The sequence below is a fragment of the Desulfobulbaceae bacterium genome, assembly GCA_015231515.1.
Taxonomy (GTDB): Bacteria; Desulfobacterota; Desulfobulbia; order Desulfobulbales; family VMSU01; genus JADGBM01.
Genome location: JADGBM010000004.1, coordinates 53,049 through 77,186 on the forward strand (window position 1 = coordinate 53,049; position 24,138 = coordinate 77,186).

The following is a 24,138-nucleotide window of genomic DNA, read 5'->3' on the forward strand; positions in this document are numbered from 1 at the left end:
TATATGTTTTCATCACCTCCTGCAACTGCCGAGGTGTTGAAAAACAGGTGTTTTACGACATGTTGGTAACGACAAGCGGAAACGCTCTTGCAACTGTCCCTCGCAAAAACTCGTCCTAATTGAAATCACATAACCGTTCCCCACTCCCTTCCCTTTTTGCTCCAAACTTCAACAGAACTAAATTGGTGTTAAGTTTCTAGGGGTCACGGCAGCACTTCTAAAAAAACATGGGTATTCTCTTCGAGAATATTAATTCTAGTAGATGGATGTTATTTTATTCTCAGTACTACAAGTATAAAGATTCCAATCTCATATAAGGCATAGAGCGGAACACCCATTAGCATCATGTTGACGACATCTGGGGTAGGTGTAAGCAAGGCGGCGATAACGCTGATGGCAAGTATGGCATAGCGCCGGTTCTTTGCAAAAGTATGGCGGCTGATAATTCCTGTTTTGGCTGCAAAAACCATGAAAATCGGGAGTTCAAAAATCACACCGAAAGCGAGTACAAACACAGCGACAAAGGTAATAAATTTATTTATTGAAATGATTGGCTGCAGCTGTTCACTGCTGAAACCTAACAGGAAATTAATGCCGTAGGGCAGGGTGATTTGAAAGCAGAATAGGGCTCCTGAATAAAAGAGCAGACAGGAAAAAAGTGAGAACCAAATTATTGATTTTTTGCTTAATGAAAAAGGTACTGCCAGGCTTTTCCAGAGACAAATCGAAAACCACGGAACCAGGGTAAAGAGGCTCAACCCTAATGAAAGTTTTAAGTGAGCCAGAAAAGGACCCGCTAATGTAAAAAAAACAAGGTCTTGCTGGAGCTTGTTTTGCAGGATTTCGAAAAGTGGTTTCGAATAAAGATAAAAGCAGAACGTTGTTATGAAAACGCCAGCTAACAGATAAAGAGCGCTTTTACGAAAGGTATGAGTAAACTGAATTAGTTTTTCGTAGGGCTGCACTGTGATTGTTAAAAGAGTTTGTTCTCAAGCCATTGTACACAACTTGAAAGAAGTAAAAAGTTGTCATTTGATGAAGATTCAAACGCCCCTGGGTGGTTTTTTTTGAGTGTATCAATATTGTAAAGTGCCATGGTGAAAAGTTCAGACTGGCTTTGGTTTAAGCGGTTTTTATCTTTAAAGTATACGGCATTATAGATAGTAAGCAGAAGGTCATTGTGAATGTTATACTCTTCTAAGCCCTGGTCTTCTTGCCAGGTCGGTACGGTAAAGCATCTGCCATGTGAAAATCCCTGACAATGAGGTTCTTGCAGAAGCACAAACAGTTCGTGCAGGCTATCATCTACAGTTCGATAAGCACCGCGTCCTAGTGGGTACGTTCGACAGGCACCTGGTCTGTCACGGTAAACACGGCAGCCATTTTCTTCAACAAAGGGGCAGCTGCCCCGTCCATCATCAACCATTCCCAGGTAAACCTTCGGGAATAGATCCTCACTCGTAAATTCAATTATTGCGTAATCATCAAGGAACTGTTGCGATGGTATACCCAGGGCATCTTTCAACCGTAATACATCATACGGTGAAAGAGAAAGCTCAAGATTTCGACAACATTCATTGAAGCAGGTGACCTCAGGGTGACAGGAAAAAGTGAAGGGCTCATCTGGGGCCAGAGAAGTTACGTGTTCGGGTAAAGAAGTCATTGGTAGTTGTGTCGTTTAGGCTGGCGCTATTAGTAGAGGGCGATATAATAAAAACAGCCAAGAGCTATAAGCAATTGGCTGTTTAAAAAAACAAAGTGCAAAAAAAAAATCAGATTACGATTTTTTCCAATACAATAAAAGTGGACTGGCAATAAAAATTGAGGAGTAGGTTCCTACTAGAACGCCTACTAAAAGTGCAAATGAGAAATCATGGATTACCGAACCTCCAAGTATGAAAATCGAGACAAGTACCGAAGCCGTAGTAAGAGACGTTACAGCAGTTCGACTCAATACTTCATTAACACTGATATTGATCAGTGGTTCAATATGACTGTCATCACCTCGTCGTCTCATATGTTCACGAATTCGATCGAAAATTACAACCGAGTCATTAATGGAATATCCAGCCAGGGTAAGTAAGGCAGTTACAATAAGTAGCGTCACCTCGACATTGAAAATGTAACAGATGCCAAAAACCACAACTACATCATGAAAGGTAGCGAGTGCGGCGGCCACACCGAAGCGCAGGTCAAAACGCAAGGCAAGATAGAGAATAACACCCAGAAGAGAGATGGCAACGGCCTGCAGGGCTTTATTACGTAAAACTTCACTAATGGAAGAACCTATCTCTGATTCACTTTCTAATACAAACTGATAATCAGGCATTGCGGTACTAAGAGCACTTGAAATTTTGTCGCTTAGATTAACAACTACCTTTTCAGATTTCTTAAGTTTAACAATGAGCTGATTGTCTGACTCTACCTTTTGGATCTCTACATTGTCGAGGTCATGGTCTTTAAAGGCATTCCGAATTGATTTTAATTCAAAAGGTTTATCAGTTTTGTACTGCAGCATTGATCCACCGGTAAAATCAACGCCGAGATTTGCGTTGCCGCGTAAAACTTGAACAAAGGCAAAAAGTCCGATAAGCATCATGATTGCTGAGACTGTAAAGGTGATCTTTTTAGCCTTCATGAAATCAATTTCAGGTTTCTTAAAAAATTGTAAGAATTTGAGTGGTTTCAAGGAACGGTTACTGTGCATTATATCGTAAATAAGACGGGTGCCGAAGAGGGTGGTGAAGAGGTTGAAAGTAACACCAAATGAAAGGGTGATAGCAAAACCTTTGATCGGTCCTGTGCCGAACAAGAATAAAGCAAGAGCAGTAATCAGGGTTGTAACCTGAGAGTCAACGATGGTCCAGAAGGCCTTATCGTAACCACCCTCAATTCCTGACTTAATCGATTTGCCAAGGGCAAATTCCTCACGCATTCTCTCAAAAATAAGGACATTTGAGTCAACAGCCATACCGATAGAAAGTATAATACCGGCAATACCGGGCAGGGTTAAGGTCGCATTCATGAAGGCCAGACCGGTAAAAAGAAGCAGGATGTTCAGTATTAAGGCACCACAGGCAACTAAGCCGGAAAAACGGTAATAAATCACCATGAAGACAAGAACTAAAATGGTGCCGAGTATACCAGAAGAAAGGCCCTTTTTGATTGAATCAAGACCTAATGAAGCACCAACTGTCAAATTTTGAATAATTTCTACAGGGGCGGGCAGGGCGCCAATGCGCAGGACAATAGCTAAATCGGAGGCGTCTTCATAGGTAAAGTTGCCGGAGATCTGGGCACTGCCACCGAGAATTCGTTCACGTATAACAGGTGCGGATTTAATGTTTTCATCTAAAATAATTGCAAAACGTTTGTTAACGTTTCTCTCGGTGATTTGACCAAAGATTTTGCCGCCGCGTCCGGTCAGATCGAGGGTGACATAGGGTTCATTAAAGGTGCCGCCGACACGAACCTGAGCGTCCTTAACCATGTCGCCGCTCATCATTACCTGACGATAGATAAGCAGTGGGCTTTCAGTGGTTAAATTTGTCTGGGGGTCAGTTGTGGTTTCAAAATAAAGTTCTGCATCAGCAGGAAGTTCTCTGGCCAGGGCATTGTTGAGTAATTTTCTGTCCTGTCCCCAATGCCATTGACCCGACGAAACTGCTTGGGCGATAAGAGTGTTAAGGTCAAGGCCGCCATTATTTTCAACTACCATTTTAAATTCGAGCTGGGCAGTCTGGCCGATAAGACCTAAAGCCCTCTGAGGATCTTTAACGCCTGGCAGCTGAATAACAAGTTCATCAACACCCTGACGAACAATGACAGGTTCAGCAACACCAAACTGATCTATACGATTACGGATTATCTCGAGCGATTGGGCCACTGCATTCTTTTGAATAAAATCAATTCTGTCAGATGTTAATTTCAGTACAATCCGCGGAAATGAACCGGATTCAGATAAAATTTCAATGTCAAGATTAGGGAAATCATTGCCGATTAATCCATTTATGACTGGTAAGGCACTTTTGTTGGGGAGGGTGAAAATAACTTTGTCGTTTTCTGGAGATTTGGTTTTAACAACAGAGATATTTTTTTCCAATAGGGCGTCTTTAAAGTCTTGTGCGGCAAAATCGAGTGAGTTCTCTATGGCTTTTTCAAGGTTGACCTTCATCACAAGATGCATTCCGCCTTGTAGGTCGAGACCAAGTTGAAGGCCCTCAGGCGCGAAATATTTTTGCCACCAACCCGGGACGTCTTTATTAAAGGATGGTACGATGCTGATAGCAGAAAAAACTATGGTAAAAATAAGAAGTATAAGTTTCCAACGTAACGATTTGTTCATTCGCTTATCCCTAGATTTTTGAAGATTTTAAATTTGCTGGTTTGTGAGTGTGGAGCTACTGCTACTTAAGGTATATTGGCTTTCATGGGCGCTATTGTTAAACTTATCGTGTAGTGCCGCGAGATTATAACCCACAGGGATAATAAGTCAATTTCCAAATATGGATTACGGTGATGACAATTTAGGAATAAAAGCGAAGTAGTTTGAATTTAAAGTTTAAGCACTTTAAAAATGTTGGTTTGTTGTTTATAAGACAACGTTAATGTACTTATTTCGGTTTATGCGGATTAGGTTGTGAATTATCAAGGAATGCGTTTATACGCTCGGTGAAATGTGTGGATGACTATAAAGAAGGTTTGAAAACGGTTAAAATGCTTTGTGAGATTGCACTTGATACAAAGGCTGAAGATCTTGTTGTGCTGGATGTTAATAAATTATCTGGTTTTGCAGACTATTTTATTATTATGAGTGGTCGATCATCCCGGCATGTGCAGGGCCTGGCCTCTGCTTTGGATAAACAAGTTCATAGTAAACGGCTTAAGGTTGGCGCCACAGAAGGACTGGCCGATGGTCAGTGGGTTTTACTTGATTTTGGTGATATTGTTGTGCATATTTTCTACAAAGATACTCGTGACTTTTATGATCTGGAAGGGTTATGGCATGATGCTCCACGGGTAGAGTTGTAAAAGGTTTGTGGTAGTCAACTGATGATACCACAAAAAAAATGTTTTTACGATTCCATCAGATTTACTTTAATCTAACGGACTGAATATGTCAGAACAGAAACAGGTTATGCTGGTGATACTTGACGGTTGGGGTGAAGGAAATGTGACTCCAACAAATGCGATCGCTCAGGCGAAAACGCCCAATATGGATCTTTTTTCTTCTAGATATCCTAAAACAACTTTGACGGCGCATAACGGTGCAGTCGGGCTTCCTGTCGGCCAGATGGGGAATTCGGAGGTTGGACATTTAAACATTGGGGCCGGTCGAATTGTTTATCAGGATTTTACACGTATCAACAAGAGCGTTGATACCGGAGAGCTGGACAACAACAAGACACTTATTGAACTGGCCAATAAAACTGTTGCAGCTCAGAAATCTGTTCATCTTCTCGGCTTGGTATCCGATGGTGGTGTGCACAGTCATATAGACCATCTTGTGGCGCTTATTAGGGTTTTAAAGGCCCAAGGCCTTGAGAAGATTTATGTTCACTGCTTCATGGATGGGCGAGACACTCCACCCCATAGTGGTAAAGGCTATATTGAGCAGCTCGAAAAAAATCTGCAACAACTTGGCGCAGGTACTATTGCCACAATAACAGGGCGTTATTACGCGATGGATCGTGATAATCGCTGGGACAGAGTTGCAATTGCCTGGAATGCACTTGTGAATGGTATCGGCGTAAGCTGTGCAAGCGACCCTGTCTCGGCAATTTCTGAGGCCTATAGTCAAGGCACTACCGATGAGTTTATTAAACCTATTATAATGGTATCCGGGAATAAACCGCTAAAAACAATAGAAGACGGCGATAGTGTTCTTTTTTTCAACTTCCGGGCCGATCGTGCCCGACAATTGACCCATGCCTTTACCGATACGATATTTAACTCTTTTGACTGCGAACCACGACCACGGTTGACGCAATTTGTGACCTGCACGCAGTATGAAAAGGATTTTGATTTGCCGATGCTCTTTCCCCCAACAACCCTTGAGCGTATTCTTGGTGAAGAGGTGAGTCGGCAGGGGCTCCGACAGCTTCGCATAGCCGAAACTGAGAAATATGCTCATGTCACCTACTTCTTTAACGGGGGCAGGGAAGCGCCTTATGCCAATGAAGATCGGGTTTTGATTAACTCACCCAAAGAAGTGGCTACCTATGATTTGAAGCCGCAGATGAGTGCTTTTGAAGTGACGGCAGAGTTAAAAAGAAAAATGAGTGAAACAGACTATGCTTTAATAGTGTTAAACTATGCTAACGCCGACATGGTCGGCCATTCTGGCAACTTTGCCGCTGCAGTTCAGGCCTGTGAAGCAGTTGATAGTTGTTTGGGGGAAATTGTTAGGCATTTTACTGCCAACGGTGGCATTGTTTTGATTACCGCTGATCATGGCAATGCAGATATTATGTTTGACGAGACTACACAAGGCCCCCATACAGCCCATACGTTGAATCCGGTGCCCTTTATTGTCGTCGCCGATGAGTGCATAGGCAAAAAAATTCGAGTTGATGGGGCCCTTAAAGATATCGCCCCAACAATTCTTACCTTGATGGGTCTTGATATACCAGCTGAAATGGAAGGCATGTCGTTGTTGATTAATTGATTAGGCTATATTCGTAGGAAACAGAGTAAATGAAATATATCAGTACACGAGGAAAGATTGACCCAATCGGGTTTAAAGAGGCGGTCTTAATGGGGTTGGCCAGGGATGGCGGTCTTTTGTTGCCAGAGATAATTCCGGTAATTAACGATGAAACGATTGCTCGCTGGCAGAACTTGTCCTATCAGGAGCTGGCCTTTGAAGTCATCGCTCTTTTTGCTGATGATATACCTCGTGACAAACTTCAATCAATTATCGATAGGTCGTATTCAACATTCCAACACCCGGAGATTACCCCGCTTGTTAAAAAGGGGGGTGTTTATATTCTGGAGCTGTTTCACGGCCCCACCCTGGCCTTTAAAGATGTTGCCCTGCAGTTTCTGGGTAATATTTTTGAGTATCTCCTTGCCGAAAGCAACTCCTATATGAATATTCTCGGTGCAACATCGGGTGACACCGGCAGTGCAGCTATATACGGAGTTCGAGGAAAAGAACGGATCAATATATTTATTCTTCATCCTCACAAAAGAGTGAGCCCTATTCAAGAACTGCAGATGACTTCGGTTCTTGATGATAATGTTTTTAATATCGCCATTGAAGGCACATTTGATGACGGGCAGGCAATTGTCAAAACTATTTTTAATGATATCGACTTTAAAGATCAATACTGTCTGGGTGCCGTCAACTCAATTAATTGGGCGCGCATACTTGCCCAAGTCGTTTATTATATCTATGCCTATTTCAAGGTGGTGGGCCTTGAAGGTGCTAAGCCGGTTGACTTTGCTGTTCCTACTGGCAATTTTGGTGATATTTTTGCAGGCTATGTAGCACGCACAATGCTCGGCGTTGAACGGATAGGCCGGCTCGTTCTTGCCACCAATGATAACGACATTCTGGCCCGATTTATTAACAACGGAGACTATTCGACTAACACGGTTGTCCAGACGACCAGTCCATCCATGGACATTCAGCTCGCCTCCAATTTTGAACGATACCTTTATTATCTGTTGGATAAGGATTCTGCAAGGGTTGCTGTGGCGATGCACTCTTTGGAACTGACCTCTGTTTTAGATATTCCAAATGATCTTACAATGAAAATTAAAAACGATTTTGCAGCTCAATCTGTATCAGAAGATGAAGTAACTGAGGTCATCAGAAAGTTTTACACAGAAAACCAGTATCTGTTAGACCCCCATACGGCTGTTGGCGTAAAAGCTGGTATTGATGCTATGACACCCGGCCGACCAATGGTCTGTCTTTCCACAGCACACCCCGGTAAATTTGGTGATGCAGTCAAAACTGCTGTTGGCGAACAGGAACTGCCACCGGCATTGAGTTCTCTTATCGGCAGAGAAACTCGTTGTGAAGTTTTGCCTGCTGATAAGAGTACTATTCAGCAGTTTATCAGAGATAAGGTAGCTCGTGCGTAGAGAGGAAAACCCACTAAGATCCGCTCTTGCTGTTCTAAATAGTAAACAGTCCTTACCAATCGACCATTTTTAATCTAGCGATAGCCCTATGGTAATTTCCTTAAGAAAGATTTACGTGCTCTGTGTCTTGCTCTTTATCTGTGGTCTTGCCTCCTGTAGTGGCACTGGAACTCTAGAAAATGTGAAGTATAAAAATCATGTGCTTCAGCAGCGAAAGATTAAAAACACCTTCTTTAAAGAGTCTCCTGAATCCCCGCTTTTAGAAGAGCAACAGTGGCGGTTCACCACGCTTCACTATTATCCTGTTAATGTAATTTTAAAACTCAATGCTCAGGCAAATCTGATTGCTGACCAGACTCCTTTGCAGCTGAGAACTTCAACAGGCCATGAACGTTTCTATGTCCCCCGCTATTATCTTGAATTTGAAATTGAGGGGCAGCGATTACACCTTACCGCTTATCAGCAGGTTGAAGAGGTGGCGCAGGGTAGCACAAATTATTTTGTGCCTTTCACTGACCTGACTTCCGGTGAAGAAACGTATGGGGCTGGTCGCTATCTGGAGTTTGACTATGGGGGCGTTGGGGCGGTGCTGTTAGATTTTAACTTCTCGTATAACCCATATTGTGCCTATAATTTCAACTTTTCATGTCCGATACCACCACCAGACAACCATCTTAATGTGGCAGTAAAGGCAGGAGAGATGACCTTCGTTGAGTAGTTGAAACCGCTTAGTATGCGAGATCTGTCCTCATTGCAAATGCCTGTCTTGCCTTTTGCTCATTGATAACCTGTGCATAATCCTTGTATTCAATCGGTTTCATTTTTGTGGCTATAACGCCAATGAGTAAAATTGCACATACGGCACTGATGAGCAGAAACTGCAATGTGTTCTTAGAGTTTGTATCAACTCCAGGCAAACTGTTATTAGCAATACAGTCAATATTTCCCATCCTTCCCCCCGTTATGTTCAGTAGTATCTCGATTTACTTTGCATAGGTTATAAAGCAAATAAATTGCCAAGTTTTATAATTTTCAAAATGAAGTTGACCTTATGGCTGGATGACAACGAATAAAATACGTGTTATCGGTTATATAACTGTTGTAGTTGCTCGGGTGTATTATTGTGAATAAAAATATATTTGAATTTTACGAACGAATGGTATACAAAAAGAGCACTATATGTGCTTACTTTTGTTGGCACTGTCTTGAAAAGTGTACAATGTGAGAGGGGCTATGCCTGATAATACAATTGTAATTATTGATGATGAGATTGAGTTGCTTGAGGCTTTGAAAGTCATCATTGGTAACGAGTTTCCTGAACTTGAAGTCTGGGTCAGTACCAACCCAAATTTTGCTCTGGATACGGTGCAGAACCAAAAGACGACTTTGGTGATGACCGATATTCGTATGCCGGAGATTGATGGATTTGAACTTCTGGACCGGATTAAGAAAATTGATCCTGCCGTCACGGTAGTGATGATGACAGCCTTTGGGAGTATCGAAACAGCGGTTGAGGCTGTGAAGTGTGGAGCTTTTGATTTCATAACAAAGCCATTTGACTACAACTATCTCTACAAAGTAGTCCAGATGGCTATAGAGCGCGAAAAAATTATTCGTGAAAACATTAGCTTAAAGCGACGTTTTTCGGATCGCGTTACTTTTGCTAACTTTGTTGGTCAATCCGACAGAATGCGTAAGTTCTATGAGAATATTCAGGCGGTAGCCAAAACAGATTATACGGTATTGGTACGTGGTGAAAGTGGAACAGGGAAAGAACTTACCGCAAAAGCCATACATGCAGAAAGTGAACGAAGAAACGGGCCAATTGTTATGATTAACTGTCCGGCTATCCCGGAGCATTTGCTGGAGAGTGAACTGTTCGGGCATACAAAGGGTGCCTTTACCGGTGCTGATTTTGAACGTGTAGGTCTATTGATAGAAGCCGATGGCGGAACTATTTGTCTTGATGAAATTGGCGATATTCCATTAAGCGTTCAAACAAAATTACTTCGCTTTTTGCAGGAAAATGAGGTTCGCCCCCTGGGTTCGACAAAAACTGTTAAGGTTAATGTCCGTATTGTTGCCATGACCAACCAAGATCTGGAAAAGAAAATAGCCGGCGGTTTATTTAGAAGCGATCTGTTTTATCGATTAAATGTGGTGACCGTTCAAACACCGTGCCTAAGAGATATACGCGATGATTTCCCATTGTTGGTAAAACATCTGGTGCAACAGGCTTGCACAGAGCAAAACATTCTGCAAAAATCGGTTGAACCTTCTGTCGTACGTGCCTTGGCAGCGATGCAATGGCCGGGCAATGTCCGGGAACTCCAAAATACTCTGAGGCGTGCTGTAATGTACAGCAAGAACCAAGAGATTATACTTAAAGATATTGCTGATATCGGTTTAATGCTGACGGATATTCCCTCGAGAATTGATACGCAAATTGATCGTATCAAGCACCTCAACTACAAAGATGCCAAAGAGAAGACAATGCACGCCTTCAGTACCGAATATCTGGGCTCTTTGCTTATGGAGACCAATGGGAATGTGACAAAGGCTGCTTCAATTGCGGCACTGAGTAGGGCGGCCTTTCAAAAAATAATGAGACGCTATCAGATATCGCCAGGAAGTTTCAGGACGAACTGACCAAAGTAACTCCGTTGACTCTTTCATATTTCTCATGATTAGTTTACCATTCTATGCCGCGCTGATTCAGCCAACAAAGTGAAAGAAATTTTTAATAAAAAATAAAAAATCACATTTAGGCCTTGCAACTATTGCCACTCTATAGTTTATAATACGGGAAATTAACTATTAACAAACGGTCTATGGGTATATCCCATGATCAAATATCAATCTATTTTTTAAAAGGGCAAGATATGAACAAATCAGAACTCGTTTCAGCTATTGCGGAATCCGCAGAAATTACTAAAGCAGACGCCTCAAGAGCACTTCAAGCCTTGCTGGATACTGTGACCAACACCCTGTCTAAGGGAGACTCTGTAGCCTTAACTGGTTTTGGTACATTTTCTGTTGCTAAGAGAGCAGCTCGTACCGGTCGTAATCCTAGCACAGGAAAGGCTCTTAAGATTGCAGCCAAGACAGTTGCTAAGTTTAAAGCTGGCAAGGGTCTTTCTGAAGCTGTAAACTAGACCTTGCCTTGACAGTTCTGGCTGTACAGATCGCTTGAAGCCAAATGTTTAAAAATCTCCTCTACTTTGTAGGGGAGATTTTTTTTGGTAGTTACTGATACGTGGATGTCTATAAGCAACTGTTTTGTTGATCGTCACTTTACGTTTTCGATACGAGTAACCTGCATTCGGCGTTATCCCAAAATGCCTTAATGATTGGGTTTGATATCTTTTTTTGGACCACACATATCCCTACCGAAAATGGCCTTAATTGGGGCATGACGTCGATAGTACTTATCTGATCTTTAAGTGGGCTTTTTTCTAAAACCAACTTTGGGACAACACCAATCCCGCATCCCAGACTTACAAAGGCGATTATGGCCTCATTGCCGGCCACTTTGGCGTAAATATATGGTTGTATGTCTTTTTGTGCAAACCAAGAGTCAACCCTTTTTCTGCTTAGGCCTTTTTCAGCCATCACGAATGGTGTCTTTTGCCAGTTTATATCGCCGCTATCAAACTTGCTGATGATTTCAGGAAAGCGCGTGGGGGTTATAAATACAAGAGGGGTCTCCGTTATTTTCTTAAAGGCAAGGTGCCCCGGAATCTGATCCGGCATGGCCGCAATAGTAACATCGACATCGCCTCTTTCAAGCTTATTCAAGGCCATTGCTGCGTCTCCAGTTTGCAAATTAATATGAACTTGTGGATATAGTTCTCTGAAGCCCTCTAGTATCGAAGGTAAAATGCTGTAAACAGCGGTTACCGAGCTGTAAAGAGATATTTCGCCGCGTAGTATCCCATCTGTTGAAATTTTATTTCGTAGTTCATTATAGCGGGCAATGGTTTCTTCAGCGTACTCTTTGAAAAGTTTACCCGGTGGGGTAAGGGTTACGGATCGATTATCACGAACAAACAGTTTTTCCCCAAGTTCATCTTCAAGCCGCTGAACAGTCCTTGTTAATGCCGAAGGATTTATATGACAGGCTTGACTCGTTTTGCCGAAATGGAGGTTTTCGGCGAGTTGTTTAAACAGTTTCAGTGATTGTATGTCCATATGTAAGTAAACACCATTATGTTTCAAAAAATGCAAGATGATATTGCAAACAAATCGCTTTACGCAATAAAAAAATGAATTAGTATTGATACCTTAAAAGATCATTTTAAAAACTTTGGAAAGGGAGAAAATAATGGCTCAGAACTATTTCAATACATTGTCGCTTCGCAATCAGTTGGCAGAACTATCTCAATGTCGTTTCATGGACTCCTCTGAGTTCAACGGTGTTGAGAAACTTAAAGGAAAAAAAATCGTTATTGTCGGCTGTGGAGCTCAAGGTCTGCACCAGGGTCTTAATCTTCGTGATTCAGGTCTCGACATATCATACACACTTCGAGACGCTGCAATACGTGAGAAACGACAGTCCTGGAAAAATGCCACAGAGAATGGCTTCAAAGTTGGAACGTATGATGAGTTGATTCCTTTGGCGGACCTGGTAATCAATTTGACTCCGGACAAACAGCATACAAGTGTGGTCAGCGCGGTTATGCCATTAATGAAAAAAGGGGCCTGCCTCTCATACTCGCATGGCTTTAACATCGTTGAAGAAGGGATGCCTATTCGAAAAGATCTGACTGTTGTCATGGTGGCCCCTAAATCTCCTGGAACAGAGGTGCGTGAGGAGTATAAACGAGGTTTTGGTGTGCCGACGCTAATTGCTGTGCATGGAGAAAACGATCCAAATGGTGATGGTTGGGATATAGCTAAGGCATATGCCTCTGGTACAGGTGGAGATCGTGCCGGGGTGCTTCAATCATCTTTCGTAGCAGAAGTGAAATCTGACCTTATGGGTGAACAGACGATTCTTTGTGGAGTGCTCCAGGTTGGTTCTATTTTGTGCTACAACAAGATGATTGAGAAGGGGATTGATTCCGGCTATGCTTCAAAGCTTGTTCAGTATGGTTGGGAAACAATCACTGAGGCACTCAAACATGGCGGAATCACCAACATGATGGATCGTCTTTCAAATCCAGCAAAAATCATGGCATTCAATCTGGCCGATGAACTCAAGGAGATTCTTCAACCCCTGTTTGAAAAACACATGGATGAGATTATGTCTGGCCAGTTTTCAAGTACAATGATGAAAGATTGGGCCAATGACGATGCAAATCTTTTGAGATGGCGCAAGGAGACAGGCGAAACAGCTTTTGAAAAATCTGAAGCGACCGCCAAAGAGATTGCTGAACAGGAGTATTTCGACAATGGTATTTTGATGGTAGCGCTTACCAAGGCCGGTGTCGAACTGGCCTTCGACACGATGGTTTCCGCAGGGATCAAAGAGGAATCTGCCTACTACGAATCACTCCATGAAGTTCCTCTGATTGCCAATACAATTGCCCGCAAAAAGCTTTATGAGATGAATGTTGTTATTTCGGATACTGCTGAGTACGGCTGCTATCTCTTTGCCAATGCCGCCGAGCCGCTCCTGGCTGACTTTATGTCTGCCATTGATACTGATGTCATTGGTAAGGGGCTGAAGTTGAAAGATTCAGGGGTTGACAACAAAGAGTTGATAGCTGTTAACGAAGCAATCCGTTACACAGCTGTAGAGATGATCGGTGAGGAGTTACGTTCACATATGAGTGCAATGAAGGCTATTTAAGAAAAAAGCCTTCACGGTCCCCGGGACCGTGAAGGCTGAATCGTCTCAACTTGTTTTCTTTTTGTTTCGAAGACGGCTACCGGCAAGACCTATCAAACCCGTGCCCAAAAGCAGCATGGTGGCCGGTTCAGGTACGGGGGCGGCAGCCTCAGACCCACCAGACCAAGAGTAGGTAGCGCCCGACTTATTGGCTGTAAAAATAAAATTGCCTGGTGTCGGATCAAACCCAACTCCTTCCATCATGCCCAAGCCGTTAAGAATTAACGAACTGTTGTCTCGGTAAGTAACACTAATTGAAACCAAATCAAATGTGAATTCCTCAACTGACCATAGCGGGTTCGTTAACGCTATGGTATCGAAAGTAAAATCATGCATTGCGACGGACATCCCATAGGTCAGTGACGACAAATCACCTGTCCCCCCTGGAAATCCGACTTTAGCGCTATCGCCAATAAAATCAATACCTGTTGCCGTTGTTAAGTTTGTCCCTCCAGTTGGCGCAAATGATCCGGTAAGGCTCACAGCTCCCTCTATTAATGGCAATGCCATAGCACTGCCCGCTACAAACAATGATGCCACAAACATCAAGGCCATACTCTTTACCAATCTCTTTTTCATTTTCTCTCTCCAATGTTTTTTTTGTAGATTTCAACTCGCTAATCAGACCTGAAATCCATAGTTTCAACAACCATAGCCAATAACAAAATTATTTTGTGCCGTGCTTTAGCGCTAAGCTGCTAATGCTTACTTGTTCTTCTTATTGACCAGCTCATTTTCGATCTCCATAGCATCTCTTCCGTCATTAGTTCTTAAGCGTCCATCTCTTTTTTTTATGTGATCTCCTCCTGTGGCGATAGTCCGATTTGCATAGTATCCAAACTCCTTCCTAAAGTTCGCCTGGGCAATTTCCTGCATGGGGTAGCCGCTTAACTTACAGTTAGAGATATTACAACTACCGTGCCATGAATCTCTTATTGAGGTTTATAGAGTAACTAACTGATTTTGCAGAATAAATTAATGAATCCTAACGATATGAAGTGAAAAGCCCGTCAACACAAGCTGTTACATTCAGCAGATCCGTCAAATACTGAGGCCTTGCCAAATATTGAGGTATCTCATTCTTCTAAGCCGTCCTCTACTATAATCCTAACACTTTGATATTAAGTGGTTAATTTGAACTCCTTGTTTTTATCGGTTATTGGCAGGCCGTTTGCAAATGCAATGATATGATCTTGATTATCGTACACCCGATTAAATAAAATTCAGGAGGAATACCATGAAATCCAGCACGAAGGACAAAGCGCAAGGAACGTTCCATCAAGTAAAGGGCAAAACTAAGGAAGTCGCTGGAAGAATTAGTGATAATCACGAGTTGGAAGTTGAAGGCACCATTGAAAAATTAGCCGGCAAGGGTCAAAGAAAGGTCGGTGAGATCAAGAACGTTTTTGAGAAGTAGTGCGCGTGGCAGAGTTGCGCTGAAAGATGCGCAGGTTGTGAAAAAAAGAAGAATCCTGAAGTGACACGGATGCTGAAAAACCTAAAGGGATAATTATCATGAGTCTAGGAACAATTGTTATCATTGTCTTGTTGGTCATGTTGTTTGGTGGTGGCGGCGGTTACTATTGGCGTAGACGTCGTTAGCCGGGAGAGGGCTTTCACATTAAAGGTAATCATAAACCAACGTGAGAATAAAATTGCCGTCTATTAACCGGGAGTCAGGGGAAAAACCAGGATCGATTGCTTTTTATGTCTTCCTGGGGGCGGCTTTGTTCGCTTTCATCCAATCCTACGCGCTGCTGTCTCCCATTTTGTTGTCCTTCCTTCTCGTTATACTGATTTCGCTCGCAGTCAATCCCTTGATTTCGTGGATACGATCTCTTACAGGTGGTCGCAAGCTACCGGCGGGATTGGTCGTGGGGGGATTTATTGTTATCCTTGTCCTGACAGGATGGTCCTTTTTCGAGCCGATGAAGGTGTCGGTCACAAACCTCTCGAAACAGTTGCCTGAATATTGGGAACGCCTTCAAAAACCCCTGATCAGAATGGAACAACAGGCCGCGCTCACTGAGGAAAAACTCCAGGCCGAAGTCGCAACCGAAAGAACCCAGACTGATGGGGCACAGGGTGGCCAGAAAGTTGCGCAGCAGAACAGCGAGCAAACTCAGCCCAGATCCCCGGAAGAGGAAGGCTCTCTTCGTTCGGGGATTGGTGGAATGTTACGGGGGGTGCTCGGCAGTTTCACCGCGATAGCGTTTAATGGAGGACAGATATTGGTCGTTTTGGTGACCGTCTTTTTCGGTGTGACATTTACCCTCATGAATCCCCGTCCAATCATAGGAGCAATGTTTTCCATTGTTCCCGAAGGCCATCATGATCAAGCTCTGATCATCGCGCAGCGTATCGGCAAGGTTGTGCCCGGTTGGGCCCTCGCTACGATGGCGGGGATGGTGGCGATTGGTCTGCTGGTGTTTCTGTGCATGTGGTTGATCCTCGGATTTAAGGACGGCCTGATTCTCGGGCTGATCGCCGGCATGTTGGCCACTATTCCCTTTCTGGGCCCGGTCCTCAGCGCAGTGCCGGCACTATTGCTCTCCCTCGGCAAAGGGGGCATGACCCCGCTGTGGGTCTTGCTCACCTATCTTGGGGTTCAGGCTTTGGAAGGCAATGTGATTCAGCCTTTTATCATGGCGCGCGGTATGAGGCTGCATCCATTGACGGTGATATTCTCGATGCTCTTATGTGTGGCGGCCTTTGGGGTGATGGGTGTTCTGGTGGCTTCACCACTGGTCGCCATTTTAAGTATCCTGCACGACGAACTTTTTCGAAGGCGCTACCTTCCCACGGTAACTGATGCAGACCTGGATGAAATGGCACGGAAGGCCCTTCGTGAAACATTGACGGAGAGTAAATGATCCAAATAAAGGAGGTTTTAGTGCTTGGGGAGAAGCTTTATTGGGATTAACCCCATTGAAATGGGCATGCCCAACAGTGAAGTGGTGGCTGAACGGCTGAAAGGCATACCAAAGTATCCCGCTGATTTCAAAAATGTCTTTCCCGGCGAGAAAGACCCCGTGACTTTCGACAACTTTGCCAAGGCGGTTGCCGCCTTGGAACGAACCCTGATTAGCCAAGGTCGCGAAGACAAAGTGCATGCACAAACTAATAAAAGAACGGACACTGATGGAATAGACCATGTTTAAACGTCTCAGCATCCACATACAGTCACCACTATGGAGCGTTGCAGCAAGCATTTTGTTAGTCGCCGTGCTACTCGCCGTACTGATTTATTTCGACGCCCATGAACAGGTGTTGAATCTGTTGAAGTGGTTCGATGCTCAAGGCGCCTGGGCGCCGCTGCTGGTTATCCTGATCATGGCGGCGGTGGTGGTGCTGGTACTGCCAGGGGTGCTGTTCACCACTGGCGCCGGTTTCGTGTTCGGCGTCGTCGAAGGTTCCATTGTTGTCGTGCTGGGAACAACCTTCGGGGCGGCTCTGGCATTTTTGATCGCACGCTATCTGTTCGGACAGCGTGCCCGGTCATTTGTCATGGCCCGCGCCAAACTGCAAGTTGTGAGTGAAGAGCTGACGCCGCATGGCTGGAAGATCGTGCTGCTGACGCGTCTGATCCCGTTCTTTCCCGGAAAGATCTCCAACTACTTTTTCGGTTTGACCCGGTTTTCATTCCCTGGCTTCTTAGGCGGGACGCTGCTGGGTATTATCCCTTACTCAATCCACAACGTCTATCTCGGCTCGATTGCTGCCGACATCACCGCCCATGGTGCCAGCAAACTGGATCGTACTCCGCTGCAATGGGTCCTTTATGGCGCCGGCTTCATTGTCACGGTGGTCACGGTCATCTATCTGAGTCGGCTCGCACGCCGCGCACTGTCTCGCTATACAGACACCGGCGCCATCAAGGGGGAACTGTCGTGATCTGGATGAAATGGCTACCTTGGCGGTTCGTAATCCGGCGAATCGCACGCCAGAAGGGCTTCCTTGATCCACTGGCCCTGTTGGCACGGCTGCACAGTTTTGCCCAACCGTCCGAAGTGGGTGAACCGATTGAACTGCTTAGAGCCGGCGTGGTCTTTCACGCCCGCGGCCTGATCAACAGCCGGGTCATCCAGCATAACCTCGACTGGGTCTGGCCCTACTGGATTGAACGCCAGTTCGATCCGAACGACGTATCCTTTATCCCGCGCGCCTTTTCGATCACACACATTAACCTCACCCACCGCAACTGGACGGCGATTGGTTATCCGGACTGCGCTGAACTGCCGATTGTCGATCCCCGGGGTCTGCTCACCCCCTTTCTCGATGGCTGGTCCTTGCAGTGCTGGCTGCTGTCCGAGGATGGCCGCGGCCTGCTACCTTCACGCGCCGACGATTGCCGGCAACAACAGGAGATGGGCAACGGGGTTTGCATCACCACCGAGACGGCCATGCAAGGGCTGTCTCTGAGCAGCCGCGCCTGGGTGCAACTCGAGTCGGGGGTCCCGGTCTGCAAGCTGCATTTAACAGCTCGGGCCGACGCCAATGCTTGGTTGGTTCTGGCACTACGCCCGTACAACCCGGAGGGCATCAGCTTCATTCATCAGGTCAAGCTGTCGAGCGAGCGCACTGCCTGGACGGTCGACGAATCCCACCAGGTCGACTTCAGCAAGCCCGCTCTCCGGCATCATATCTCTGATTATCGCAACGGTGATGTGTACATTCATCTCAAAGACCGGGATGATCAAACCGAAGGAGTCTGTGACGTTGGCATGGTCACCGCAGCGGCGCTGTTTCCAGTCGGTGCTGACAAACCGACTGAGATGACTACCACCATCAAGCTTGCCACCAAAGCTTCCGAAAGACTCTCCACTGATGCCTGGAGCACCGTGCATCGCGAGCACTGCAATCTTGCCTGCCCGGAGCCGCTGTATCAGTTTCTCTACGACGCCGCGATCACCTCGTTGATTCTGCATTCACCAGATGACGTCTATCCCGGTCCATTTACCTATAAACGTTTCTGGTTTCGCGACGCCGCTTTCATTATCTATGCCCTCCTCTGCGTCGGCCTGACCAAGCGCGCCGAACGTGCTTTGGCGCGCTTCCCGGAGCGTCAGACGGCGCCTGGTTATTTTCGCTCTCAGGAAGGTGAATGGGATTCCAATGGCCAGGTGTTGTGGATCCTGCAACGTTTTTTCGCCCTGACCGGGCGGTCGCTCTCCCCTGAATGGCGAGCGCCTCTCCTGCGCGGCGCCCGCTGGATTATACGCAAGCGACTCGATGCTGACCTGGACGCGCCCCATGCCGGGCTGCTGCCGGCTGGTTTCAGCGCCGAACATCTGGGTCCCAACGATTACTACTATTGGGATGATTTCTGGGGAATCGCGGGCCTGCGCGCGGCGGCGGCTATGTTCCAGGAACAGGATCCCGCCCAAAGTAAAGATTTTGCAAAGGTCGCTGATGCTTTCGCGGTGGCAGTGGACCAAAGTCTGGCGGGCTGCGCCAAGCGGCTCGAACGTCCAGGCATGCCCGCTTCACCCTATCGCCGGCTCGATGCCGGTGCGATTGGATCACTAGCGCTGGGCTATCCAGCACAGCTCTGCGCTCCAGATGATCCACGCCTGCTCGATACTGTTGATTTTCTGCTCAAGCGCTGTTTCGTTAAGGGGGCATTTTACCAGGACATGATCCATTCCGGTCTCAACGCCTACCTGACCCTGCATATAGCCCAGGTATTGTTACGTGCCGGAGACCCACGTCACCTCGACTTGATGGATGCCGTCGCCGCCCTCGCTTCGTCGACCGGCCAGTGGCCGGAGGCGATCCATCCGCATACCGGCGGCGGTTGCATGGGCGACGGTCATCACGTCTGGGCCGCTGCCGAGTGGGCGCTGATGATCCGCAACTGTTTCGTGCGTGAGGAGGGTGACCGTCTCATCCTTGGAGCTGGCATTCCGCCACGTTGGCTTGAGCAGGACGCGTCGATCCGGTTCGGACCGGCACCAACAAGCTTTGGGGCGGTATCCATGAGCATCACAACGCGGACAGGTAGTCCGCCTCACGTCGAGTGGCAAGGTGACTGGCATCGTCTCGCTCCTCCTGTCGAGATACGCCTGCCCGGTTTCGAACCGGTAAATGTCACCGATAAAATGGGCTCGATCAACCTCATCGGAAAGGAATCGTAACAAATGAACATCCTCATACTGACCAACACCTTCACCCCGCACGTCGGCGGCGTGGCGCGTTCGGTGGAAGCGTTCACCGCCGAATACCGCAAGCGCGGACATCGGGTGCTGATCGTCGCCCCCGAGTTTCCCAAGATGCCCCAGGACGAAGTCGATGTCGTGCGAATCAACGCCATCCAGAATTTCAACGCCAGCGATTTCTCTGTCGCGCTACCGATCCATCCTCAGCTCAGCGAGTCGATCGATGCCTTCCGCCCCGACGTCGTGCATTCCCACCACCCCTTCCTGCTCGGCAACACAGCGTTTCGCCTGGCGCGCCACAGGGAACTGCCGCTGGTTTTCACCCATCACACCCTATATGAGCAATATACGCATTATGTCCCCGGCAACTCTCCCGCCTTGAAACTTTTTGCGATTGAGCTTGCCACCCGCTACGCAAACCTCTCCGACCAGGTTTTCGCCCCTAGCGAAAGCATCCGCGATCTGTTGCTGGAACGCGGCGTAAGTACACCGATTGCCGTTGTGCCCACCGGGGTTTGCCTGGAAAAGTTCGCTCGGGGAGATGGCGGTGTCATTCGCAAAATGCTGGGGATCCCGGCAGATGCCTTCGTGGTCGGCCATATGGGGCGTTTGGCGCCGGAAAAGAACCTGGAATTTCTGACTCGGTCGGTCGCTGATTTCATCAGCCTCAACAGCCGTGCACATTTTCTAGTGGTTGGGACAGGGCCGTCCGAAGCTGCCATGCGGGATGCCTTTGCTAACTCCGGCCTGGAAGCGCAGTTGCACCTTGCCGGCATTCTGCAACAGCAACAATTGACTGACGCCCTGCACGCGATGGATCTCTTCGCCTTCGCATCAACCAGTGAGACCCAGGGCATGGTGCTGACGGAAGCCATGGCAGCCGGTCTGCCGGTTGTCGCCCTCGATGCACCCGGTGCCCGCGAAGTGGTCAGAGACAGTCAGAACGGACGCCTGCTGCGGGAAGCAACAGCCACGACCTTCAGCGCCGCCCTGCAGTGGGTGTTTGATCTTCCAGCGCAGAAACTGCATGGCTTGAAACAAGCCGCACTCGCTACCGCCGAGGCCTTTTCCATGCCCAACTCAGCCGATAAAGCCCTGGCCTGCTTTGAAGCCCTTGAATCCGGAGCGATCGCTGACGTTTACAAAGACAAAGACAGAGACAAAGTCGAATTGGGCTGGGAGGATGTCATGAATTATCATCAAAATATGTGCAACCGCCATTACTCTTGGTTCTGGAGGCTCCGGAGGTGTTTTTGCACCGGCGCTCTTTATTGGAGCCGTCTGCGGTGGTTCCTTTGGCAGCGTCGTACACTCCATTTTTCCTTCTTTAACAGCAACACCAGGTGCTTATGCAGCTGTTGGAATCGGTGCATTTCTAGCGGCGTCAACCCACGCCCCCTTAACTGCAATTTTTTTATTGTTCGAAATGACAGGTGACTACAGGATTATTATCCCCATTATGCTATCAAGTATTATCGGGACGGTTGTTGCGACACGAATAAATAAGGACTCTATTGACACAGTTGATTTTTCCAGGGAAGGAATTGATATTCACGAGGGACGTGAAACAGCAATTATGAAATCAATCCCTGTTGGCAGAATAATCACAGAAGACGTCGATTTTATAAGTGAAAATGCCAATGCTGATCAATTACTGCAAATATTCAGTATGGCACGTAACAGCTTTTATTTCCCTGTCATTGATGAAACAGGTCAAATGACAGGCATAATCTCACTTCAGGATGTGAAAAGCATCCTTCATGATGAAAAACTTCGATGCAATTCAACTGTGGGAAATGTTTGCGCCCGAGATGTGGTTTTTCTCACCCCTGACGACAACCTGTACTCTGCCATGACCCTGTTTGATCGAAAAGGCTATGAGGAGATACCTGTTGTTGAGTCGGCTGATTCAAAATGGGTAGTGGGGATGCTTAAGCGCCGAGATGTATTATATGCCTATAACCACGAAGTTCTTAAGCGTGGTATTAGCCATAGAAGTTGCCCGATTAACATAGACCAATAGTCGAAAATAACCTCATAGCAGGGTTACTCTTCCTTGCCCATTTCTGCCAGAAGTTCTTTTCCCCTCTGGAAGCAGACTACGCAAACCTCTTGAATTTTTTCATACTCATTTTTGATGCTGGTGCGACTCATCGCTTGGCCCATGCCTTTAAGGCAACGGACATAGGATTCGAATCCCTTGTGGTGATGATAGTATCCCACTGTTTCAATGATGTATCTGGCAACCATCTTCTTTGCGCCCAGGGCAAGAGAAATGATTTGATTGGACTGTGCTCCAGCTGTTGCATCCGTACTTCGTCCGCTGAAGGGCCACGGGTAGACGATCCCAGTTTCTGCAACACTTTATCTATTTTCTGCTGATGACATTTCATAGTTCTCCTTATAGGAAACGTATTTCAGCAATCAGAGGCAGATGATCAGAGGCGCTACGCGCCAACTCCGAACCTGGAACCTCAATGCTGGTTACTTCAAGGCCGGAACTGGTAAAAATGTGGTCGATGCGCATGGCAGGGAAACGGCCGGAATAGGTGCCTTTAGGGCGGTGGCGTTGCGCTTCGACTTGCACGTCCTTGAGTCGCCCGGCAAGTCGGCGGCACACTGTCGAAAAAGGCAGAGCGTTGAAGTCGCCGCACAGAATGACCGGAGCCCGGCACAGATCGTGGGCCAGCCAGTCATTGCCGAGCAGGGCCACAACCTGCGCCGTGCGTTCACGTGGATGCAGGCCCAAGTGGGTAGTGATGACTTGAACCTCCTTGCCGTAAAAATCGATGGCAACCCAGAGGGCCCCGCGTGGTTCTAAAAGCGGTTTGTTGGCAAGGCCCGGCAGCGGCCCGGCCTTAACCAGGCGTTGCGGCAGATGCGTCAGGATAGCATCTCCATAACGTTCTTCCTTAAGGTGCAGGGCTGGATGGAAATGAAACTCCATCTCCAGATAGTGAGCGATCAGATGCGCCTGGTCAATACCCGCAGTACGCAGGCGTCCAACGTCCAATTCTTGCAATGCCACCACGTCTGGTCTGGCACGGGCGATTACTCGTGCAATGCGCTCGGCATCGAGCTTGCCGTCCATGCCGATGCAACTGTGCACGTTGTAGGTTAAGACCCGAAGGGTGTCCGTTGGCGTGGCGAGGGCACGTTTGCGAGCTGCAACAGATTTGCGCTCCAATTTTTGCAGATGCTGCAACGCCGCCTTGCGCAGATCTAAGGGACGAAGATACGAATGTTGGCGTTCAGCCAAAGGAGCGTCCACCGGCAGCAACGCGAAACCATTGGTCTCTTCGGGTGTCGCGCCGGCGTGAGCACCATTCTCTTCGGCGAAGGTCATCGGTGTGATGCCTTCCCGCCATCCGAGCAGTACGAAGTCGCCGGCATCCGGGTGTTCGCAGAGTCGAACCAGATCCTCGCCAAGTGAATCAATGAATGGATGTTGCGCTCCGAACAACGCGGCAAGGTCTTGTGGAAGGTGGTATTCGGCTTCCTCGGCCCGAGCGCACAGTCTGCCTGAGGCCTCAATATTGAGCACCAGCGGAATTTTATGCGTGCGCGCCAATTCGCAGCCGACAAAATTGCTTTCGTCATCTGTCAGTTTTCGTGGTGCGTAGATGTGGGCTACCGGCCCGAGAGCTGTAACGGCTGGTTGCTGTTCGTCAGGATCATCGCCATGGTTACCAGGGACTGGAAACAGATGCTGTATCTTGTTACCACCAAGAAAACGAACCCGCTGGGTCTGCACACTGTTCGCGCCTTCAGTGGTAATTCCCGGAGTACTTACGTTCAATTCCCCAAACGTTACCCGCACCGCCTCTGCCAGAGCGTAGCCTTGAATCTGGTGGTAGGGGTGGACCCGGACTTGCCCGTGATCGGAGTAGACCCAGAGATCGTATTGTCGCCAGGCGGAATGGTTGGCGGCGCGCCACAAGCGGGCGATAGCGTCGTCAATCCCTTTCAAAGTCCAGTGGGCAAACAGCGAATGCGGGCCACGGCGGTGAGATTGTTCGTCGTAACCGAGGAAATTTATATGAATAATAGGTA

General features: G+C 47.0%; 22 protein-coding genes and 1 pseudogene. 14 read left to right on the plus strand and 9 right to left on the minus strand.

From position 1 onward, the window contains the following. Positions 1-269: 269 nt before the first annotated feature. The 3 genes from HQK80_01570 to secD form a co-directional block, all read right to left on the minus strand. Positions 270-965 (minus strand): twin-arginine translocase subunit TatC, encoded by a 696-nt coding sequence (locus HQK80_01570; protein ID MBF0220913.1) that lies wholly within the window; start codon positions 963-965, stop codon positions 270-272. 8 nt (positions 966-973) lie between these two features. Continuing rightward, the gene (locus HQK80_01575; protein MBF0220914.1) at positions 974-1,663 is read right to left on the minus strand and encodes a YkgJ family cysteine cluster protein; all 690 of its coding nucleotides are present in this window, start codon (positions 1,661-1,663) and stop codon (positions 974-976) included. Between the two features lie 114 nt (positions 1,664-1,777). Next, a complete protein-coding gene (gene secD / locus HQK80_01580; protein ID MBF0220915.1) occupies positions 1,778-4,345 on the minus strand; it encodes a protein translocase subunit SecD in 2,568 nt (855 codons plus the stop codon). 371 nt (positions 4,346-4,716) lie between these two features. On the opposite strand from secD, the gene rsfS reads away from it, so the two are divergent. The 4 genes from rsfS to HQK80_01600 all read left to right on the plus strand — a co-directional run bounded on the left by rsfS (position 4,717) and on the right by HQK80_01600 (position 8,812). Further along, the gene (gene rsfS, locus HQK80_01585) at positions 4,717-5,031 is read left to right on the plus strand and encodes a ribosome silencing factor (protein MBF0220916.1); all 315 of its coding nucleotides are present in this window, start codon (positions 4,717-4,719) and stop codon (positions 5,029-5,031) included. An 85-nt stretch (positions 5,032-5,116) separates the two neighbouring features. Beyond that, complete coding sequence (locus HQK80_01590) at positions 5,117-6,667, plus strand: 2,3-bisphosphoglycerate-independent phosphoglycerate mutase (GenBank protein MBF0220917.1); 1,551 nt, start codon at positions 5,117-5,119, stop codon at positions 6,665-6,667. A 29-nt stretch (positions 6,668-6,696) separates the two neighbouring features. Then, positions 6,697-8,094: a threonine synthase gene (locus HQK80_01595; GenBank protein MBF0220918.1), complete on the plus strand. Its 1,398-nt coding sequence runs from the start codon at positions 6,697-6,699 to the stop codon at positions 8,092-8,094. Positions 8,095-8,182: 88 nt separating this feature from the next. Further along, positions 8,183-8,812, plus strand: coding sequence for a DUF1684 domain-containing protein (locus HQK80_01600; protein ID MBF0220919.1), 630 nt, complete (start codon positions 8,183-8,185; stop codon positions 8,810-8,812). 10 nt (positions 8,813-8,822) lie between these two features. Here HQK80_01600 and HQK80_01605 read toward each other — a convergent pair whose 3' ends face one another. Next, entirely contained in the window at positions 8,823-9,044 is a 222-nt protein-coding gene (locus HQK80_01605; GenBank protein MBF0220920.1) for a hypothetical protein, read from the minus strand. Between the two features lie 283 nt (positions 9,045-9,327). On the opposite strand from HQK80_01605, the gene HQK80_01610 reads away from it, so the two are divergent. Beyond that, positions 9,328-10,743, plus strand: coding sequence for a sigma-54-dependent Fis family transcriptional regulator (locus tag HQK80_01610; GenBank protein ID MBF0220921.1), 1,416 nt, complete (start codon positions 9,328-9,330; stop codon positions 10,741-10,743). A 233-nt stretch (positions 10,744-10,976) separates the two neighbouring features. Then, the gene (locus HQK80_01615) at positions 10,977-11,249 is read left to right on the plus strand and encodes an HU family DNA-binding protein (protein MBF0220922.1); all 273 of its coding nucleotides are present in this window, start codon (positions 10,977-10,979) and stop codon (positions 11,247-11,249) included. 139 nt (positions 11,250-11,388) lie between these two features. Here the strand turns inward: HQK80_01615 and ilvY are convergent, their stop codons facing one another. Further along, positions 11,389-12,285, minus strand: coding sequence for an HTH-type transcriptional activator IlvY (gene ilvY, locus HQK80_01620; GenBank protein ID MBF0220923.1), 897 nt, complete (start codon positions 12,283-12,285; stop codon positions 11,389-11,391). A 133-nt stretch (positions 12,286-12,418) separates the two neighbouring features. On the opposite strand from ilvY, the gene ilvC reads away from it, so the two are divergent. Further along, positions 12,419-13,888, plus strand: coding sequence for a ketol-acid reductoisomerase (ilvC, locus tag HQK80_01625; protein ID MBF0220924.1), 1,470 nt, complete (start codon positions 12,419-12,421; stop codon positions 13,886-13,888). Positions 13,889-13,933: 45 nt separating this feature from the next. Here ilvC and HQK80_01630 read toward each other — a convergent pair. Further along, positions 13,934-14,023 (minus strand): annotated as a pseudogene (locus HQK80_01630) (PEP-CTERM sorting domain-containing protein). A gap of 609 nt (positions 14,024-14,632) precedes the next feature. Further along, positions 14,633-14,803 carry a hypothetical protein gene (locus HQK80_01635; GenBank protein MBF0220925.1) on the minus strand — a complete coding sequence of 57 codons (171 nt, stop codon included), beginning with the start codon at positions 14,801-14,803 and terminating at the stop codon, positions 14,633-14,635. A gap of 361 nt (positions 14,804-15,164) precedes the next feature. Here HQK80_01635 and HQK80_01640 point away from each other — a divergent pair, with 361 nt between their 5' ends. From HQK80_01640 to HQK80_01670, 7 genes are all read left to right on the plus strand, one after another. Beyond that, positions 15,165-15,344 carry a CsbD family protein gene (locus HQK80_01640; protein MBF0220926.1) on the plus strand — a complete coding sequence of 60 codons (180 nt, stop codon included), beginning with the start codon at positions 15,165-15,167 and terminating at the stop codon, positions 15,342-15,344. A gap of 247 nt (positions 15,345-15,591) precedes the next feature. Continuing rightward, a complete protein-coding gene (locus HQK80_01645) occupies positions 15,592-16,800 on the plus strand; it encodes an AI-2E family transporter (protein ID MBF0220927.1) in 1,209 nt (402 codons plus the stop codon). Between the two features lie 60 nt (positions 16,801-16,860). After that, the gene (locus HQK80_01650) at positions 16,861-17,088 is read left to right on the plus strand and encodes a hypothetical protein (GenBank protein ID MBF0220928.1); all 228 of its coding nucleotides are present in this window, start codon (positions 16,861-16,863) and stop codon (positions 17,086-17,088) included. Beyond that, a complete protein-coding gene (locus HQK80_01655; GenBank protein MBF0220929.1) occupies positions 17,081-17,821 on the plus strand; it encodes a TVP38/TMEM64 family protein in 741 nt (246 codons plus the stop codon). The genes HQK80_01650 and HQK80_01655 overlap by 8 nt, the downstream gene beginning before the upstream one ends. Continuing rightward, positions 17,818-20,064 (plus strand): hypothetical protein, encoded by a 2,247-nt coding sequence (locus tag HQK80_01660; protein MBF0220930.1) that lies wholly within the window; start codon positions 17,818-17,820, stop codon positions 20,062-20,064. The genes HQK80_01655 and HQK80_01660 overlap by 4 nt, the downstream gene beginning before the upstream one ends. Before the next feature lie 3 nt (positions 20,065-20,067). Then, on the plus strand, positions 20,068-21,522 hold the full coding sequence (locus HQK80_01665; protein ID MBF0220931.1) for a glycosyltransferase: 1,455 nt from the start codon (positions 20,068-20,070) through the stop codon (positions 21,520-21,522). Between the two features lie 22 nt (positions 21,523-21,544). Further along, positions 21,545-22,108, plus strand: a complete 564-nt coding sequence (locus HQK80_01670; GenBank protein MBF0220932.1) for a CBS domain-containing protein — start codon at positions 21,545-21,547, stop codon at positions 22,106-22,108. 23 nt (positions 22,109-22,131) lie between these two features. On the opposite strand, the gene HQK80_01675 is transcribed toward HQK80_01670, so the two are convergent. Further along, positions 22,132-22,335, minus strand: a complete 204-nt coding sequence (locus HQK80_01675) for a hypothetical protein (protein ID MBF0220933.1) — start codon at positions 22,333-22,335, stop codon at positions 22,132-22,134. 151 nt (positions 22,336-22,486) lie between these two features. Further along, the coding region (locus tag HQK80_01680; protein ID MBF0220934.1) for an endonuclease/exonuclease/phosphatase family protein at positions 22,487-24,138 on the minus strand (1,652 nt) is incomplete at its 5' end.